The organism is Kitasatospora sp. NPDC101235 (assembly GCF_044767505.1).
GTDB lineage: Bacteria > Actinomycetota > Actinomycetes > Streptomycetales > Streptomycetaceae > Kitasatospora.
Map to the genome: position 1 here is coordinate 53,930 of NZ_JBIWNZ010000021.1, position 14,361 is coordinate 68,290.

The following is a 14,361-nucleotide window of genomic DNA, read 5'->3' on the forward strand; positions in this document are numbered from 1 at the left end:
TTGTCACGATCTGATCACTGACAGTGACGGTTGTGTATCGCGCGGCGATATCCGGTGAAAAGAGTGGGATCTTGTCCGATATCCAGGCGTTCGACGTCATCATCGTCGGCTCCGGGGCTGCCGGTGGAATGGCGGCGCACGAGCTCTGTGCGGCGGGCGCTCGCGTCCTGATGCTGGAAGCAGGCCGGGACTACGATCCCGGGACCGAGACGCCGATGTTCAACACGCCGCAGGACGCTCCGCTGCGGGCGGCCTCGACGCCGGACAAGCCGCAGGGCTTCTACGACGCCACCGTCGACGGGGGCTCGCAGATCGCGGGCGAGCCCTACAGTCAGGCGGACCCCCCGAATCCGGACAAGTCGAACCAGTTCAGCTGGTGGCGGCCGCGGATGCTGGGCGGCCGCACCAATCACTGGGGCCGGGTGGCGCTGCGCTTCGGACCGTACGACTTCAAGCCGAAGACCCGTGACGGACTGGGCTTCGACTGGCCGATCGAGTACGCCGACCTGGCGCCGTGGTACGACAAGGCCGAACGCCTCATCGGCGTCACCGGCCTTCCCCACGGGATCGAGAACGCCCCCGATTCCCCGCCCGGCGTCCAGCTCCCACCGCCGTCCCCGCGCGCCTTCGAGATCGTCCTCGGCCGGGCGTTCGATCACCTGGGCATGAAGGTGGCGGCGATCCGGGCGGCCGTGCTCACCCGCCCGTTGAACGGCCGCGCGGCGTGCCTGTACTCGACCCAGTGCACCCGCGGCTGCGCCAGCCGCTCCAATTTCCAGAGCACGACCGTCCTCATTCCCCCCGCCCACGCCACCGGCAATCTCACCGTCGTGTGCAACGCCATGGTGTCCCGGGTCGACGTCGACGCGACCGGGCGGGCCACCGGGGTCACCTACAACGACCGGGTGACCGGGTCCGAGTTCTCGGTCACGGGCCGGGTGGTGGTGCTGGCGGCGGGAACCTGCTCGTCGGTGCGCATCCTGCTCAATTCGCGAAGCGCCGCGTCCCCCAACGGGATCGGAAACGGCCACGGGCTGGTCGGCAAGTACCTGATGGACTCGGTCGAGTTCTCGCGCTCGTCGCAGATTCCGATGCTCGAAAAACTCCCCGTGCTGAACGACGACGGCATCTTCACCCCGCACATCTACGTGCCGTGGTGGCTGCTGCCCGAGCAGGCCGCCGGGCAGCTCGGGTTCCCACGCGGGTACCACATCGAGCCGCGCGGGGGTCGCAGGATGCCGACCACCGGCATCGGAAGCCTGATCGACGACGGCAGCGCGACCTACGGCGACGCCCTGCGGGCGGAGGTCCGGCGGAAATACGGCACGGCCGTCACTCTCATCGGCGAAGGCGAGATGATCCCGAACGAGGACTCGTTCTGCGAGCTCGATCCGACGGTCAAGGACAAGTGGGGAGTTCCGGCCCTGCGGTTCCACTGGAAATGGGGAGATCCGGAAGTCCGGCAGGTCACGCACATGCACGACACCTTCAACAAGGTCTTCACCCTGCTCGGCGGCGCGCCGGACAACAGTCCCGTCGCGATGCCGCAGGGCGGCGGAGCGGTCCACGAGGTCGGCGGCGCGCGGATGGGGACCTCGCCGCAGAACTCCGTGCTCGACGCCAACAACCAGTGCTGGGACGTGAGGAACCTGTTCGTCGTCGACGGCGCCGCGTTCGCGTCGAGCCCGGACAAGAACCCCACGCTCACCATCCTGGCCCTGGCCGCGCGCAGTTCGGCCCGCATCCTCGAACTGCTGAGGAGCGGCGGGACCTGACCGCACCGGGCGCCCGACAGCCGATCGAGCGCCACCGGATGACGGGTACATCGGAAGCGAGAGGAAGAGATGGACCAGCACAGTGCCGCCGGGGTCGGAACCGCACCGCAGGGCTACGGCACCGATCCCAACCTCGTGACGCCGCACACGCCTTGGCCGCGCACGCTCTCGGAGCGCGAGCGCGCACTCGTCGCGGGCCTCGCCGACATCGTTCTGCCGGGCACCGCCGAGTACCCGGCGCCGAGTGCGATGGGGATCGCCGACTTCTTCGACGACTGGGTGAGCGCTCCCTACAAGACGCAGCAGGGTCACAGGACCGTCATCACGACCGGCCTCGCCACGGTCGACGCGGAGGCGCGGCGCCAGTTCGGGACGGGGTTCGTCGAGCTGGACGGCACTCGGCAGCGCACGATCGTCGACCAGATCGCGTCGACCACCGCGACGGACCGGAGCTTCTTCACGAGGTTCCGGTCCCTGCTGCTCGCCGGCTACTTCACCTCCGACATCGGCTTCGAGGCGATCGGTTACCCCGGGAACGTGCCGCTGCTCGCCTTTCCGGGCGTCCCGCCGGAGGCGCAGCGCATCATCGACGACGAACTCAGGAAGTTGGGGCTGTAGCGTGAATCCGGTGACCGCGGGCACTCCGCGCATGAAGACCATCAGGGAGTACGTCGAGGCGGGAGTTCTCCCGCTGGACGACCTCAAAGGCGCCCTGCACCTCGCGATGCGGCTGGAATTCGCCACCATCCCGCCGTATCTGTGTGCGCAGTGGTCGGTCAAGGAGGACCCGGACCGCACCGAGGGTGTGCTGCACAGGATCGTCAGCCAGGAGATGAACCACTTCGCGCTGGCCGGAAACCTGCTGGCCGCGATCGGCGGCCGGCCGTCGATCGCGCACCCGGACTTCCTGCCGGCCTATCCGGCCGACGAGCTGCCCGGCGGCATTCCGCAGGAGCTTCCGGTCGATCTGAAGCCGCTGGTCAAGGACCAGCTCGCGGTGTTCATGCAGATCGAGTACCCGGAGTTCCCCCCGGTCGCCCTCCTGGCCGGGCGGCCGCCTGCCACGATCGGCGCCTTCTACGACACGATCATCCAGACGTTCCAGAAGCTGGAGCCGGCGATCGACCCGAAGGCCCACGCGGTGGAGGTGCCCTTCGCGAAGCCGATCAGAACCGTCGCCGACGCGGTCGACACGATCGACCGGATCAAGAGCGAGGGGGAGGGGACGCAGGGCTCACCCGATCAGCCGCCGGGGGAGGGGGAGGGCGGCCACGCGCACTACTACCTGTTCAAGGAGCTCTACGTCCAGAAGCGGCTGGTCAAGACCGGCGACAAGTGGAGCTTCAGCGGAGATCCCGTCAACCTGCCAAAGGTGTACGACTTCGCGCCCTCCCAGGCCCGGCCGAACCCCTCGACCGAGTTCAACCGCACCCTGTCGAAGCTGCTGGTCGACCTGGAGACGTGCTGGACGTCCGGCGCGCCGCCGAACGTGGCGGCCATGTTCCGGCTCCAGATCCTCGGACGGGACCTGATCACTCGGGGAATCCGTCCGGAGTTCCGGTGGGATGACGGAGCGGCCTGAGCGAGCCCCCGCCGCAACGGTCGAAGATCAAGTCAGCGCCTTCCTTCGGACCGCAGGAGTCCGGTCGTAGCGTCAGCCGGGGAAGATCCGGCCCAGGTGGTAGTGCAGGACGGCGGTGGCCTCCTCCGCCGCCCGTTGCCCGAGCAGCACGCTCAGGCCCAGGCCGGCGGAGACGGCCAGCAGGACGACGGCCTCCTGTCGGGCGTCGAGCTGCGGATCGGCGTCCCCGGCCTGCTGGGCGGCGGCGAGCTGGGCGACCAGGAAGGCCTCCATCTCGTTGGGTGCCGCCAGGAACGGCTGCCCGGCGAGCGCCGGGTCGGTGACGGAGAGCACCGCGTACTCGGTGTAGATGAGGTGGAAGGCCCGGCTCTCCTCGTCGGTGGGGACGGCCTCCAGCAGCACCGCCTCGATGATGCCGCGCGGGTCGGTGGTGGCGCCGGTCGCGCGCACGCGCCGCTGGACCCGTTCGCCCATGCGGGTGGCCAGGCGGGTCATGGCGGCGAGCAGCAACTGTTCCTTGGTGTCGAAGTAGTACTGCACGAGGCGCACCGAGACGCCGGCCTCGATCGCCACGGAACGCATGGTGACGGAGTGCAGGCCGCTGCTCGCCGCCGAGCGGAGCAGGGCGTCGATGATGTGGGCCCGCCGCTCCTCGTGATCCACCAGCTTCGGCATCGGGTTCCTTCCGGATGTTTTTGTGGTACAACCATACCATCAAAGTCGGGAGGGATCATGACCAGGACCAGCGTCGGGCACTTCGTCAGCGAGGAAGCCCGTACGAAGTTCCTTGCGGCGTACGACCGGGCGATGGAGCTCTGGCCGAGTCCGCGCCAGGAGCTCGATGTCGAGACCACGTACGGGACCGTGCACGTGCACCGCTACGGTGCGACGACCGGCGAACCGATCGTCCTGCTGCACGGCCACGCCGGGCACCCGTCCAACTGGTACCCGCAGATCGCCGCCCTCGGCGAGCGGCATCCGGTCTACGCGATCGACACCCTGGACGACCCCGGCCGCAGCGTGCAGCGCGCCGTCGCGGCCGGGTCGGAGGAGAACGCGGCCTGGCTGGGGGAGGTGCTGGCCGGCCTCGGAGTGGAGCGGGTGCACCTGGTCGGGGTCTCGTACGGTGGCTGGCTGGCCCTCAACCAGGCCGTCCACGCGCCCGAGCGGCTCGCCTCGGTGGCGTCGCTCGACCCGGGCGGGATCGAGAAGGTCCCCGCGCGGTTCTACGTCCACATGATCGGCGGCCTGTTCGGGATGCTCGCCCCGCGCCCGCTCCGCCCCGCGGCCGGGCGGCTGCTGGCCAACCCGGCGCTGAGTGCGCCGCGCGAGATGATCGCGCCGCTGATGCTCGCGATGCGGAGCTACAAGCCGAGCAGTCGCCCGCCGGCCCGGCCCTTCACGGACGAGGAGTTGGCGTCGATCCGGCTGCCCGCGCTCGTCCTGGTGGGCCGGCGCAGCGCGCTGCTGCGGCCGCGCCAGGTGGTGGAGCGGGTCACGCGGCTGATCCCGGGTGTGCGGGCGGAGATCGTCGAGAAGGCCGGGCACGGACTCAACCTGGAGCGGCCGGAGGTGGTGAACGAGCGGTTGCTGGGCTTCGTCGGCGATGCCGGGCAGGAGCGGCGGGTGGCGTAGGCGAGCTGCGTGCGAACCCTGACGCCTGCCGGGCCTCGTCGTAGCGGTGGAGCACCAGCCGGGCGACGGCCGGGTGGGGGCCCAGCGGGGCGCCGGCCCAGGTGGCCGGGGTGGCGGCCGTGCGGCGGGCGAAGAAGCCGGGGGAGAGGAGGTAGGTGGCGAGGGCGATCCCGGGGTGGCCGGCGGCCCGGAGGCCGGCGACCGCCTGGTGCGGAGTGGGTGCGGCGGCGGACAGGTGGGCAGGGGTGACCGGGCGGCCGAGGCGGGTGGCGAGGAGGCGGGCCATCCGGGCGGTGTCGGCGAGCGCCGCAGGGTCGGAGGAGCCGGCGCCGGCCAGCACCACGGGGGCGTGCGGCGGGGCGCCGCTCTCGGCGAGGCGGTCGGCGAGGGCTTCGGCGAGCAGGGGGTGCGGCCCGAGGGCGGGCGCGAGGTGGGCGAGCGGGATGCCGGCGGCGGCAAGGGCGGCGGGGAGGTCGACGCGCAGGTGATAGCCGGTGCCGAGGAACAGCGGCACCAGGACCGGGCGCTGGTCGGCGAACCGGTGGAGCGCGTGGGCGAGCGACGGGCGGGTGAAGTCCAGGAAACAGCAGCTGACAGGATGTTCGGGCCGCAGCAGGCGGACGGCCCTCACCAGGGCGCGAATCGACGTGCTCGCCGCTTCGTCGCGGCTCCCGTGTGCCACGGCGAGCAGCATCAGCCCGCCGCCAGTCGGTAGCCGCGCTTGGGGACGGTCCGGATCAGCCCCGCGTGCGGCCCCAGCGCGGCCCGCAGCCGGCCGACCGCCGCCTCCACCGCGTGTTCGTCGGCGCTCGCGTCCGGCCAGGCGGCGCGCAGGAGTTCGGCGCGGCTGAGCACCCGGCCGGGCCGTTCGGCGAGCGCCCGCAGGACGGCGGCGCCGCGCGGGCTGAGCCGGTGGCTCTCGCCGTCCACCAGGGCGACGTTCCCCTGGAGGGTCAACAGCAGTCCCGGCAAGGGGACTTCGCGCCGCGAGCGGCCCGGCAGGGTGTCCGCGAGCAGCCGGACGAGGGCACCGAGCCGGCCCGCGCTCGGGGTGGACGGCGGGCAGGCCGAGTTCGGTGAGCGGGCGTGCGCAGAGCGCGCCGACGCAGACCGGCAGGACGTCCGCGCGCAGGGCGTCGAGCAGCGCCTCGCGCAGGCCCTCGCGCTCCGCGGTGGCGAGCAGGGCGGTGATCGCGGGGGCGCTGGTGAAGGTGAGTGCGTGCACCTGGCGCCGTACGGTCCGGTCGAGCAGGCGGTGCACGGCTCCCGGATCCTCCGGCGGCGCCCAGCGGTACACCGGGACGGAGATCACCTCGGCTCCCCGTTCGCGCAGCGCCACCGCGAAGGCGTCCAGCCGGACCCCGTGCTCCTGGACGGCGATCCGCCGCCCGGCCAGCGGGCGGGCGAGCAGCCAGGTGAGCAGTTCGTCGGTGGCCTCGGTGGCGGGGACCAGCCCTCGTCCAGTCCGCTGGCCCGCACCGCCCCGGTCGCCTTGGGGCCGCGGCTGAGCACCACCGCGCCGCGGCAGGCCTGCGCGAGTGCGGCGCCCCGGCCCCAGCCCTCGGCGGCGCTCATCCAGCCGCGCCAGCCGACCCCGGTGGTGGCCACCACGTAGTCGAGCGGGGCGGCCAGGCAGCGGTCGGTGGCCTCCCGCAGGGCGAGGTCGTCGGCGAGCGGCAGGATGCGCAGCACCGGGGCCTCGACCACCTCGGCGCCGCGCCGGGCGAGCAGTGCGGTCAGCTCCTCGCGGCGGCGCGCGGCGGTGACGCCGACGGTGTAGCCGGTGAGCGGCCCCGGCTGGGTGAGGGTTGCCATGCCGGCCAGCCTCCGCCGCGCGTGTTACGGGAGCATTGCCCGGCCGTCACCTGCCGGTTAGCGAAAGTGCCGCTGCGGTTACGGCAGATGTCCGGCCGTGCACGGTGCGGCGCGGGCGGTGTGAGCGAGGTGTACCGCGCACGCAACATCGGCGACCCGCTCGTGAAACAGCGGGCGGCGAGCGTTCAGGGCATGACGCCGATCAGCCCCAGTGCCGCCCTGGCCGCCACCGACACGCACTGCCCGTACTGTGCGCTGCAGTGCGGGATGCGGCTGGCGCCGGGGGTGGACCTGCCCGCCGAGGTGCTGGAGCGCCCCGACTTCCCGGTGAACCGCGGCGCCCTGTGCGGCAAGGGCCGCTCGGCGTCAACGCGGGCGGCGGCAACCTGGGCGTGCCCGCGGTGCAGCTGCTCGGCCTGCTGGTGCCGGCCACCGCCGGCGCCGCCCACCCCCGGCTGATCCGCTGTTCTACCTGCCGCTGATCCTGCTGGCGGCGGCAGGGGCGTGGTGGCGGATGGACAACCTGCCGCTGCGGTCCGGAAGTTCGGCGGGTTCGGGGGAGGGGCGGGCGCTGCGCGACGTCGCCGGCGATCCGTACGGCTGGGCCGTCTCCACCCTCTACATCGGCACCTTCGGCTCCTTCATCGGCTTCGGCTTCGCCTTCGGGCAGGTGCTCCAGGTGCAGTTCCACGAGCGCTTCGACACCCCGGTCAAGGCGGCCGCGCTCACCTTCCTCGGGCCGCTGCTCGGCTCGCTGCTGCGGCCGGTCGGCGGACGGCTCGCCGACCGGTACGGCGGTGCGCGGGTGACCCTGGGCACCTTCGCCGCCATGGGCGCCGGCACGGCGGTGGTGCTCGCCGCCTCGCGGGCGGGCTCACTGCCGCTGTTCCTGGCCGGGTTCGTCGCCCTGTTCGTGCTCAGCGGGATCGGCAACGGCTCGACATACAAGATGATCCCGGCGCACTACCAGGCCGTGGCCCGGGCGGCCGTCGCGGCGGGGGCCGACCCGGCTGCCACCGAGGCCGACTCCCGTCGCCGGTCCTCGGCGCTGATCGGGCTCGCGGGCGCGGTCGGGGCGTTCGGCGGGGTGCTGGTGAACCTGGCTTTCCGGCAGTCCTTCCTGGCCGGCGGGAACGGGGACGCGGCGTACGCGGGGTTCCTGCTGGCGTACGCGGGCTGCTCGGCGCTGACCTGGGCGGTCTGGCTCCGGCGGCGGTGACGGGGGCGCTGGGCTGTCGGCGTGACGGTCGCGACGGTCCGGCGCGCGGGTCCCCGGCCGGGCGGCTAGCGTCGGCCGCAACACGTCCTCGGACCAGGAGGTTGCAGTGCAGCGGTGGATCATCCTGCCGGTACTCACATCGGCCCTCACCGGTCTCACCGGCGCCGCCATACCCGCCCGGGCCGACGACTCGGACCCCACCGCCACCAGCGTCACCCTCGGTGCCGCGGTCATCGACCCCAAGCTCCCCGGCCGGGTGCGGGTACAGGTCGACTACGTCTGCTCGGTCGCGGACGAGGCACGCTCGCTCACCGTCTCGGTGGAGCAGAAGGACCCCGAGGACACCTCCTCCATCGCCTTCGGCTCCAACCGGACCGCGGAGGCGGACGTGATCTGCGACGGGACGCCGCAGCAGCGGCAGATCGTCGTCCAGTCCAAGACCACCAACTGGCTCCCGGGCGTCGACGCCGTTCTCACCGCCACCGTCTCCAACATCGGCGCCACCCCGCCCGCCGCCGCCGACGCCAAGCGGGTCGCGCTCACCACCGCCTGATGCGCCCGCTCCTTCGCGCCGCCGCCCTCCTGCTGCTCGCAGCCGCTCCCGTCCTGACCGGCTGCGTCAGCTCGTTCGTGGCGCCGGGCCCGGAGGAGACCACCAGCCCCGTCGTGGCGCCGTCCGAACCGTCCTATCCGGCCCCGTCGCCCAGCCCCTTCACCGGGACCGTGACGATCCGCAACTTCTCCTTCGAACCGGGCGACTTCACCGCCGCCCCGGGCGCCGTCGTGACCGTGACCAACACCGGTACCACCGCCCACAGCCTCACCGCCCAGGACGGCGGCTTCGACACCGGCCCGGTCGCCCCCGGCGCCACCGCCACCCTCACCGCCCCCACCCAGCCCGGCGCGTACTCCTACCTCTGCACCTTCCACCACTTCATGCGCGGCATCCTGACCGTGGCCTGAACCGCGATTGCCCCACGCTCGTGCCCCGCACGCGGGGGCGCCCTCGCCCGGGTCCCCGTGGCCGGCCCCTCCTGACCGCCGAATCCACCCGTGAACAGGGCTGCTGCAACCCGCCTCCTTGTTCTACAGTTCTGTAGAACTAAACGGGGCGACGATCGGGGACGAGCATGGACAGGCCGCTTCGGCTGCCGCAGCAGGATCGGGCGGACTTCGAGACGGAGCTCGGGCGGGCGCTGGCGGCCCCGCAGGTGCGGGCGGCGTTGCGGGCGAGCGGGGAGGAGGCCCGGGGCGTGGAGCGGTTGCGGCGGACGGCGCGGGAGAACGCGGAGTTCGTGCTGGCCGCGGCGGCGCCGGAGTACGAGCGGTACGCGGCGCTACGGGCGGACGCGGACGCGGACGCGGTGGCGCGGCTGCCGGTGGACGTGCCGGCCCGGGAGCGGGCGTCGGGATGGTGGGGCGTGCTGGGGGTGGTCGTGCCGATCATCGCGGTGACGGCGGCGGTGATCTTCCTGCTGCTGGGCTCCCTGTTGGGGCTGGTCGAGGACCTGGAGGTGCTGGCGCACGCGCTGGTGGAGGCCGGGTGGGTGTCGGCCGGGGTGGGCGCGGTGAGTCTGCTGGTGGGTGGGCTGGGGCTGCTGGGGGCGGCCCGGTCGAGGGGGTCGGAGGCCGGGGGAGCGGCGGACGGGCCGGGGGAGTTGCCGCTGGCGCGGGACGCCTGGCGGTCGGCGCTGGCGGAGCGCGGGCTGGTGCCGTACCTGGTGTCGCAGGCGAACACGGTGCCCGGTCAGCGGCGCTGATCCGGTCGGCCGGCGCTGATCAGGCCCGATCGAGTCTTGCCGAGCGGGCGGCGTCGACCAGGAGCTGGGCGGCGTCCGGGGGGATGGCCAGGCGGCGGGCGATCCAGGGGGCCGGGCGGCCGGTCCGGGCGAGCATCCAGGCGGAGTACAGGTGGCCGAGCTGGGGTGCGTTCTCGGCGAGCAGCAGGGGGCGGACGGCCTCCATCGGGAAGCCTTCGAGGGCGCGGGCGCTGTACTCGCGGCCGTTCGGGCCGAGCGGGGGGAGCGGGAGCGGTCGGCGGAGGTCGATCCAGCGGCTGAGCAGTACCGCGCCGACCGCCAGCAGGCCGGCGCCGGAGGCGCCGATCAGGATGCCGCCGATGACGGGGCGGTCCTCCTCCTCGGCCATGCCGAGGGCGATCTCCTCCAGGACGAGCAGGCCGAGCACGGTGAGCAGCACCGCGGCCTCGGCGGGGCGCGGGTGGGTCCGGGACGTCGTCATGCGGAACCTCTTCCTCGGCGGGGTGGCCGGGGGTTTCGGGCGGGCGCGGCGATTCACCTTCCGTACAACGGCGGTGAGCGGCCCGGGGCACGCGTCGCGGCTCAGGCGGTGAAATCGCGGATCGGAATTGACGAACCGTCAAGAAAGCGATGTGGAAGGCCGGTTGGCCGCCTGTTGGAGGTTCGGACCGCACCTCCTTCCGGTCGGTCGCACCTGTGCGGTGTGATCGTCGACGGGGTGGGGCCCGGCCGCGGGCGGGCTTCGGGTCAGCATAGCTCGGGCATGCCAACTTCGACAGGATTGTCGAAGTTGCGGAACCCCGGCTTGCCGTGGCGCGTCAAGGGGTGCCGGCCTGGCCACTCTGAGTGCCGGGCTCCGATTGCGTGCGCCGGAGGTCCACAGTGGTAGAGGGGCCACAGTGGTACGGGAGGCCGGGGCCGATGGGACTCACCAGTCACAAGCTGCTGGCGCTGGTGGCACTGCTCGCGGTGCTCACGGTGCTCGGCACGCTCTGGGTCTGGCCCCGGCTCGCCGTCCGGAGCTGGCCGGCGATGTTCCTGCGGCTCGGCACCATCGCCGTCACGCAACTGGCCCTGCTGGCCCTGCTGGGGCTCGCCGTCAACGACTACTTCGTCTTCTACAGCAGCTGGTCCGACCTGCTCGGGCACGAGCACGGTGCGGGCGTGATCCACACGACGGGCGCAGGCGCCGGCGCGGGTCCGGTCGGCGTACAGGTCCTGGGCAGGGCGGACATCACCGGTGCGGGGGCGGTCAACCGCGATCCGGCCCGGATCGGCCGGCTGGAGCAGGTCCGGCTGCCCGGCAGCACGACCGGGCTCAGCACCGACGGCTACGTCTACCTGCCGCCGCAGTACTTCCAACCAGGCGGCGGGGCAAGGCACTTCCCGGCCGCGCTGGTGATGACCGGCTTCCCCGGCGACGCCACGAACCTGGTCACCAAGCTCCGCTACCCGGCCACCGAACTCGACCTGCTGCGCACGGGGGCGATGAAGCCGACCGTCCTGGTGCTGATGCGTCCCTCGCCGACCATGCCCCGGGACAGCGAGTGCGAGGACATCCCCAACGGGCCGCAGGCGCAGCGCTACTTCACCACCGACGTGCCCGCCGACCTGCGGGCCTCCTACCGGGTGCTGGACGGAACGGGCAGCCTGGGCATCGTCGGCGACTCGACCGGCGGCTACTGCGCGGTCAAGCTGGGCATGGAGCACCCGGAGACCTTCTCGGTCGCGGTCTCGCTCTCCGGCTACTTCAAGGCGGCGGAGGACGTCACGACGGGTGACCTCTTCGGCGGCAGCGCACAGCGCCGCGCCGAGGCGGACCTCGACTGGCGCCTGGCCCACCTGCCGATGCCGCCCCTCGCGGTGCTGCTCGCGGGCAGCAAGCAGGACGGCAGCACCTACGCCGACTCCAGTGCCTTCGCCGCCGCTGCCCGCCCGCCGCTCGTGGTCGTTCAGGAGACGGTCGACACGGGTGGCCACAACTTCACCACCTGGGACCGGCTGATCCCGCCTGCCCTCGGCTGGTTCAGCGCCCACCTGCGCGACCCGGCGTAGCGTCCGGGGCGCGAGGGGCGCCGGCGGCGAAACGGTGGGCCGGCGTAGCGTTCTCAGCGGGCCGGCGGGGTGACTTCAGCGGGCCAGGAGGGGCAGCGGCGCGCCGGTGCGGGCCGGGAGTTCGAGGCGGGTGAGGAGGGCCGAGGGCGAGACCTCGACCACCCGGCAGCCGGCCCGGTGGCGGCAGTGGCGGGCGACCGAGCCGTGCCGCAGACGGTCCAGACGGCGGCGGGTGGCGGCGCCGAGCACGAGCAGGTCCTCCGGGCAGGTGACGGCGCCGACCAGGGCGGGGCCGGGCTCGGCGTTGACCACCAGGGGGTGGACGACCAGGCCGGACGGGTAGCCGCCGTAGGCCTGCTCGAAGGCGACGTCGAGGCGCCGGCGGGCGGCGTGCTCCGGTTCGGAGATCGGGCGCCGCTCGTCCCGCTCGTTCGCGGCGGTCCAGGCGGCGACGGGCACCAGCACCGCCTGGCTCCGGGCCGCCTCACCGACGGCGTGGTAGAGGGCGGCCAGACTGCTCAGCGATCCGCTCAGGCCGACGATCACTCGGGTGGTCCCGGTCATGGCCGTTCGCCTCCGTCTCTCCGGCAGGCTCTCCATCGGGCGCTGCCGGGTCGGTGCTCCTCGCTTCGGACGACACCAGTGAACCCCGGAACGGACCGGTCCGTACCGCCTCTGACGCCACCATGACGCAGGTCGCACACATCTTGACGGCCTTCTGACAGGCCCGTCGGGGGTCTCTCGGCCCAGGCCCGGCGCGAACTGCGTCAGCAGGTCGATCGCCTCGATGCCGAGGAACCCGCTGTCAGAAGGGCGTCAAGGACGGCGGCCGGGACGTACGCCATGCGTCAAGGACGGGTGCGGTCGGTCTGCGGAGGGTCTCCACTGGAGGGGTACGGCCGGACGGCACGCGTCCGGCCGTACGGCCCACGACCCGAAGGGACCCCGCCATGACCGACACCGCCCTTGCCGTCGAACAGCCGCTGCGACCCGTGGTGCCGCTGGTCGATCGCCGGGCCGCCGCCCCGGAGCCGCCGGGGCGGACCCCGGAGCCCGCCCCCGCCCACGACCGAAGCCGCCCGACGCACTGCCGCATCGCGATGCAGTTCGAAGACTGATCCGAGGAGCCCCGCCATGACCCAGCTCATCGCCCGACCCGCCCCCAACGCCCCCAACGCCCCCACCGCCCCCGCCGATGCCCTCGGCGGACCCTGGCCGGCCTCGGCGCGGCCCGGCCGCGGCGGCGAGGCCGTGGTCGGCGGGGTGGGGCTGGCCGAGGCCGCCGAACGGTTCGGTACCCCGCTGTACGTGCTGGACGAGGCCGAGGTCCGGGGGCGAGCCCGGGCGTACCGGCGGGCGCTGCCGCACACCGAGGTGCTGTACGCGGCCAAGGCCTTCCTGTGCAGCGCGATGGCCGACTGGGTGGAACAGGAGGGGCTGGGGCTGGACGTCTGCTCGTCGGGCGAGCTGTGGCTGGCGGTCTCGGCCGGCTTCCCGGCGCAGCGGATCCTGCTGCACGGCAACGCGAAGTCCCCGGAGGAGCTGCGGCTGGCCCGGAGGCTGCGGGTCGGGCGGATCGTCATCGACGGCTCGGCGGAGATCGCGAGGCTGGCCGCGCTGGTGGCCGCGGACACGCCGCAGAAGGTGCTGGTCCGGGTGGTCCCGGGGATCGCCGCCGGGCATCATGCGGCGGTCCGGACCGGGGCCGGCGGGCAGAAGTTCGGCTTCCCGATCCAGGGCGGCGATGCCGCCGACGCCATCGCCCGGGTGCTCGACCAGCCGGGGCTCGAACTGGCGGGCTTGCACTGCCACTTGGGCTCCCAGATCACGTCGCCTGAGCCCTACCTGCTCGCGGTGGACGCGCTGGTACGGCTGCTTGCCGAGGCGCGGGAGCGGCACGGCGTGGAACTGCCGGAGCTGGACCTCGGCGGTGGTCACGGCATCCGCTACCTGCCCGTAGGGGACGAGGAGTTGGACCTCGCGGAGTTCGCGGTGCGGGTGACCGACCGGCTGGCGGTGCGCTGCGCCGAGGCCGGGTTGGAGGTGCCCCGGCTGATCGTCGAACCCGGCCGCGCGATCGCCGGACCGGCGGCGGTCGCGGTGTACCGGGTGCTGTCCGTCAAGCACACCGCGGACGGCCGCTGCTTCGCCGCGGTGGACGGCGGCATGAGCGACAACCCGCGTCCGGCGCTGTACGGATCGCCGTACACCGTACGGCTGGTCGGCCGCCACTCGGAGGCGGGGGAGGCGAGGGTGGACGTGGTCGGCCGCCACTGCGAGGCCGGGGACGTGCTGGTCCGGGATGCCGCGCTGCCCGCCGACCTGCGCCCGGGCGACCTGCTGGCGGTGCCGGCGGCCGGCGCGTACCAGCTGTCGATGGCGTCGGGCTACAACCTGGTCGGCCGCCCGGCGGTGGTGGCGGTGAAGGACGGCCGGGCCCGGTTGCTGATCAGGAGGGAGACGGTCGAGGACTTCCGTCTGCGCGAAGTCGGCCGCTGAGGGGGGCGGTTGCGCGAGAAG

At 73.2% G+C, this 14,361-nt stretch carries 14 protein-coding genes and 3 pseudogenes; 12 read left to right on the top strand and 5 right to left on the bottom strand.

What is annotated here, in order from left to right:
* Positions 1-32 precede the first annotated feature (32 nt).
* The 3 genes from ACIRRH_RS29495 to ACIRRH_RS29505 all read left to right on the top strand — a co-directional run bounded on the left by ACIRRH_RS29495 (position 33) and on the right by ACIRRH_RS29505 (position 3,357).
* The gene (locus ACIRRH_RS29495; protein WP_403073446.1) at positions 33-1,775 is read left to right on the top strand and encodes a GMC oxidoreductase; all 1,743 of its coding nucleotides are present in this window, start codon (positions 33-35) and stop codon (positions 1,773-1,775) included.
* Positions 1,776-1,844: 69 nt separating this feature from the next.
* A complete protein-coding gene (locus ACIRRH_RS29500) occupies positions 1,845-2,393 on the top strand; it encodes a gluconate 2-dehydrogenase subunit 3 family protein (protein ID WP_403073448.1) in 549 nt (182 codons plus the stop codon).
* Between the two features lie 31 nt (positions 2,394-2,424).
* Positions 2,425-3,357 (top strand): ferritin-like protein, encoded by a 933-nt coding sequence (locus ACIRRH_RS29505; RefSeq protein WP_403073450.1) that lies wholly within the window; start codon positions 2,425-2,427, stop codon positions 3,355-3,357.
* Positions 3,358-3,429: 72 nt separating this feature from the next.
* Here ACIRRH_RS29505 and ACIRRH_RS29510 read toward each other — a convergent pair whose 3' ends face one another.
* Positions 3,430-4,032: a TetR/AcrR family transcriptional regulator gene (locus tag ACIRRH_RS29510; RefSeq protein WP_403073452.1), complete on the bottom strand. Its 603-nt coding sequence runs from the start codon at positions 4,030-4,032 to the stop codon at positions 3,430-3,432.
* A gap of 57 nt (positions 4,033-4,089) precedes the next feature.
* Here ACIRRH_RS29510 and ACIRRH_RS29515 point away from each other — a divergent pair, with 57 nt between their 5' ends.
* The gene (locus ACIRRH_RS29515; RefSeq protein WP_403073454.1) at positions 4,090-4,992 is read left to right on the top strand and encodes an alpha/beta fold hydrolase; all 903 of its coding nucleotides are present in this window, start codon (positions 4,090-4,092) and stop codon (positions 4,990-4,992) included.
* Here the strand turns inward: ACIRRH_RS29515 and ACIRRH_RS29520 are convergent.
* Positions 4,910-5,674, bottom strand: a complete 765-nt coding sequence (locus ACIRRH_RS29520) for a sirohydrochlorin chelatase (RefSeq protein WP_403073456.1) — start codon at positions 5,672-5,674, stop codon at positions 4,910-4,912. The genes ACIRRH_RS29515 and ACIRRH_RS29520 overlap by 83 nt on opposite strands.
* A gap of 11 nt (positions 5,675-5,685) precedes the next feature.
* Positions 5,686-6,807: pseudogene (locus ACIRRH_RS29525) on the bottom strand (uroporphyrinogen-III synthase).
* 192 nt (positions 6,808-6,999) lie between these two features.
* Between ACIRRH_RS29525 and ACIRRH_RS29530 the strand changes: the two are divergent.
* The 5 genes and pseudogenes from ACIRRH_RS29530 to ACIRRH_RS29550 form a co-directional block, all read left to right on the top strand.
* A pseudogene (locus ACIRRH_RS29530) lies at positions 7,000-7,173 on the top strand (hypothetical protein); the annotation flags it as partial.
* Positions 7,167-8,026: pseudogene (locus ACIRRH_RS29535) on the top strand (MFS transporter); the annotation flags it as partial. The pseudogenes ACIRRH_RS29530 and ACIRRH_RS29535, both read left to right, overlap by 7 nt.
* Before the next feature lie 106 nt (positions 8,027-8,132).
* Complete coding sequence (locus ACIRRH_RS29540) at positions 8,133-8,579, top strand: hypothetical protein (protein ID WP_403073458.1); 447 nt, start codon at positions 8,133-8,135, stop codon at positions 8,577-8,579.
* On the top strand, positions 8,579-8,989 hold the full coding sequence (locus ACIRRH_RS29545) for a cupredoxin domain-containing protein (RefSeq protein ID WP_403073460.1): 411 nt from the start codon (positions 8,579-8,581) through the stop codon (positions 8,987-8,989). Before ACIRRH_RS29540 ends, ACIRRH_RS29545 begins: the two co-directional genes overlap by 1 nt.
* Positions 8,990-9,156: 167 nt before the next feature.
* Entirely contained in the window at positions 9,157-9,786 is a 630-nt protein-coding gene (locus tag ACIRRH_RS29550) for a hypothetical protein (protein ID WP_403073462.1), read from the top strand.
* A gap of 19 nt (positions 9,787-9,805) precedes the next feature.
* On the opposite strand, the gene ACIRRH_RS29555 is transcribed toward ACIRRH_RS29550, so the two are convergent.
* Positions 9,806-10,267, bottom strand: a complete 462-nt coding sequence (locus tag ACIRRH_RS29555; protein ID WP_403073464.1) for a hypothetical protein — start codon at positions 10,265-10,267, stop codon at positions 9,806-9,808.
* A 440-nt stretch (positions 10,268-10,707) separates the two neighbouring features.
* Between ACIRRH_RS29555 and ACIRRH_RS29560 the strand changes: the two genes are divergently transcribed.
* Positions 10,708-11,841, top strand: coding sequence for an alpha/beta hydrolase (locus tag ACIRRH_RS29560; protein ID WP_403073466.1), 1,134 nt, complete (start codon positions 10,708-10,710; stop codon positions 11,839-11,841).
* A gap of 75 nt (positions 11,842-11,916) precedes the next feature.
* Here the strand turns inward: ACIRRH_RS29560 and ACIRRH_RS29565 are convergent, their stop codons facing one another.
* Positions 11,917-12,405: a universal stress protein gene (locus ACIRRH_RS29565; RefSeq protein WP_403073468.1), complete on the bottom strand. Its 489-nt coding sequence runs from the start codon at positions 12,403-12,405 to the stop codon at positions 11,917-11,919.
* Positions 12,406-12,791: 386 nt separating this feature from the next.
* On the opposite strand from ACIRRH_RS29565, the gene ACIRRH_RS29570 reads away from it, so the two are divergent.
* The gene (locus ACIRRH_RS29570) at positions 12,792-12,959 is read left to right on the top strand and encodes a hypothetical protein (protein ID WP_403073470.1); all 168 of its coding nucleotides are present in this window, start codon (positions 12,792-12,794) and stop codon (positions 12,957-12,959) included.
* A 16-nt stretch (positions 12,960-12,975) separates the two neighbouring features.
* Positions 12,976-14,340: a diaminopimelate decarboxylase gene (lysA, locus tag ACIRRH_RS29575; RefSeq protein ID WP_403073472.1), complete on the top strand. Its 1,365-nt coding sequence runs from the start codon at positions 12,976-12,978 to the stop codon at positions 14,338-14,340.
* The last annotated feature ends 21 nt before the right edge of the window (positions 14,341-14,361 follow it).

Excerpts from the sequence above, each read along its gene's own strand:
- ACIRRH_RS29500 (WP_403073448.1), top strand. The coding sequence starts at position 1,845 with ATGGACCAGCACAGTGCCGCCGGGGTCGGAACCGCACCGCAGGGCTAC.
- ACIRRH_RS29505 (WP_403073450.1), top strand. The coding sequence starts at position 2,425 with ATGAAGACCATCAGGGAGTACGTCGAGGCGGGAGTTCTCCCGCTGGAC.
- ACIRRH_RS29510 (WP_403073452.1), bottom strand. The coding sequence starts at position 4,032 with ATGCCGAAGCTGGTGGATCACGAGGAGCGGCGGGCCCACATCATCGAC.
- ACIRRH_RS29515 (WP_403073454.1), top strand. The coding sequence starts at position 4,090 with ATGACCAGGACCAGCGTCGGGCACTTCGTCAGCGAGGAAGCCCGTACG.
- ACIRRH_RS29545 (WP_403073460.1), top strand. The coding sequence starts at position 8,579 with ATGCGCCCGCTCCTTCGCGCCGCCGCCCTCCTGCTGCTCGCAGCCGCT.
- ACIRRH_RS29550 (WP_403073462.1), top strand. The coding sequence starts at position 9,157 with ATGGACAGGCCGCTTCGGCTGCCGCAGCAGGATCGGGCGGACTTCGAG.
- ACIRRH_RS29555 (WP_403073464.1), bottom strand. The coding sequence starts at position 10,267 with ATGACGACGTCCCGGACCCACCCGCGCCCCGCCGAGGCCGCGGTGCTG.
- ACIRRH_RS29560 (WP_403073466.1), top strand. The coding sequence starts at position 10,708 with ATGGGACTCACCAGTCACAAGCTGCTGGCGCTGGTGGCACTGCTCGCG.
- ACIRRH_RS29565 (WP_403073468.1), bottom strand. The coding sequence starts at position 12,405 with ATGACCGGGACCACCCGAGTGATCGTCGGCCTGAGCGGATCGCTGAGC.
- ACIRRH_RS29570 (WP_403073470.1), top strand. The coding sequence starts at position 12,792 with ATGACCGACACCGCCCTTGCCGTCGAACAGCCGCTGCGACCCGTGGTG.
- lysA (WP_403073472.1), top strand. The coding sequence starts at position 12,976 with ATGACCCAGCTCATCGCCCGACCCGCCCCCAACGCCCCCAACGCCCCC.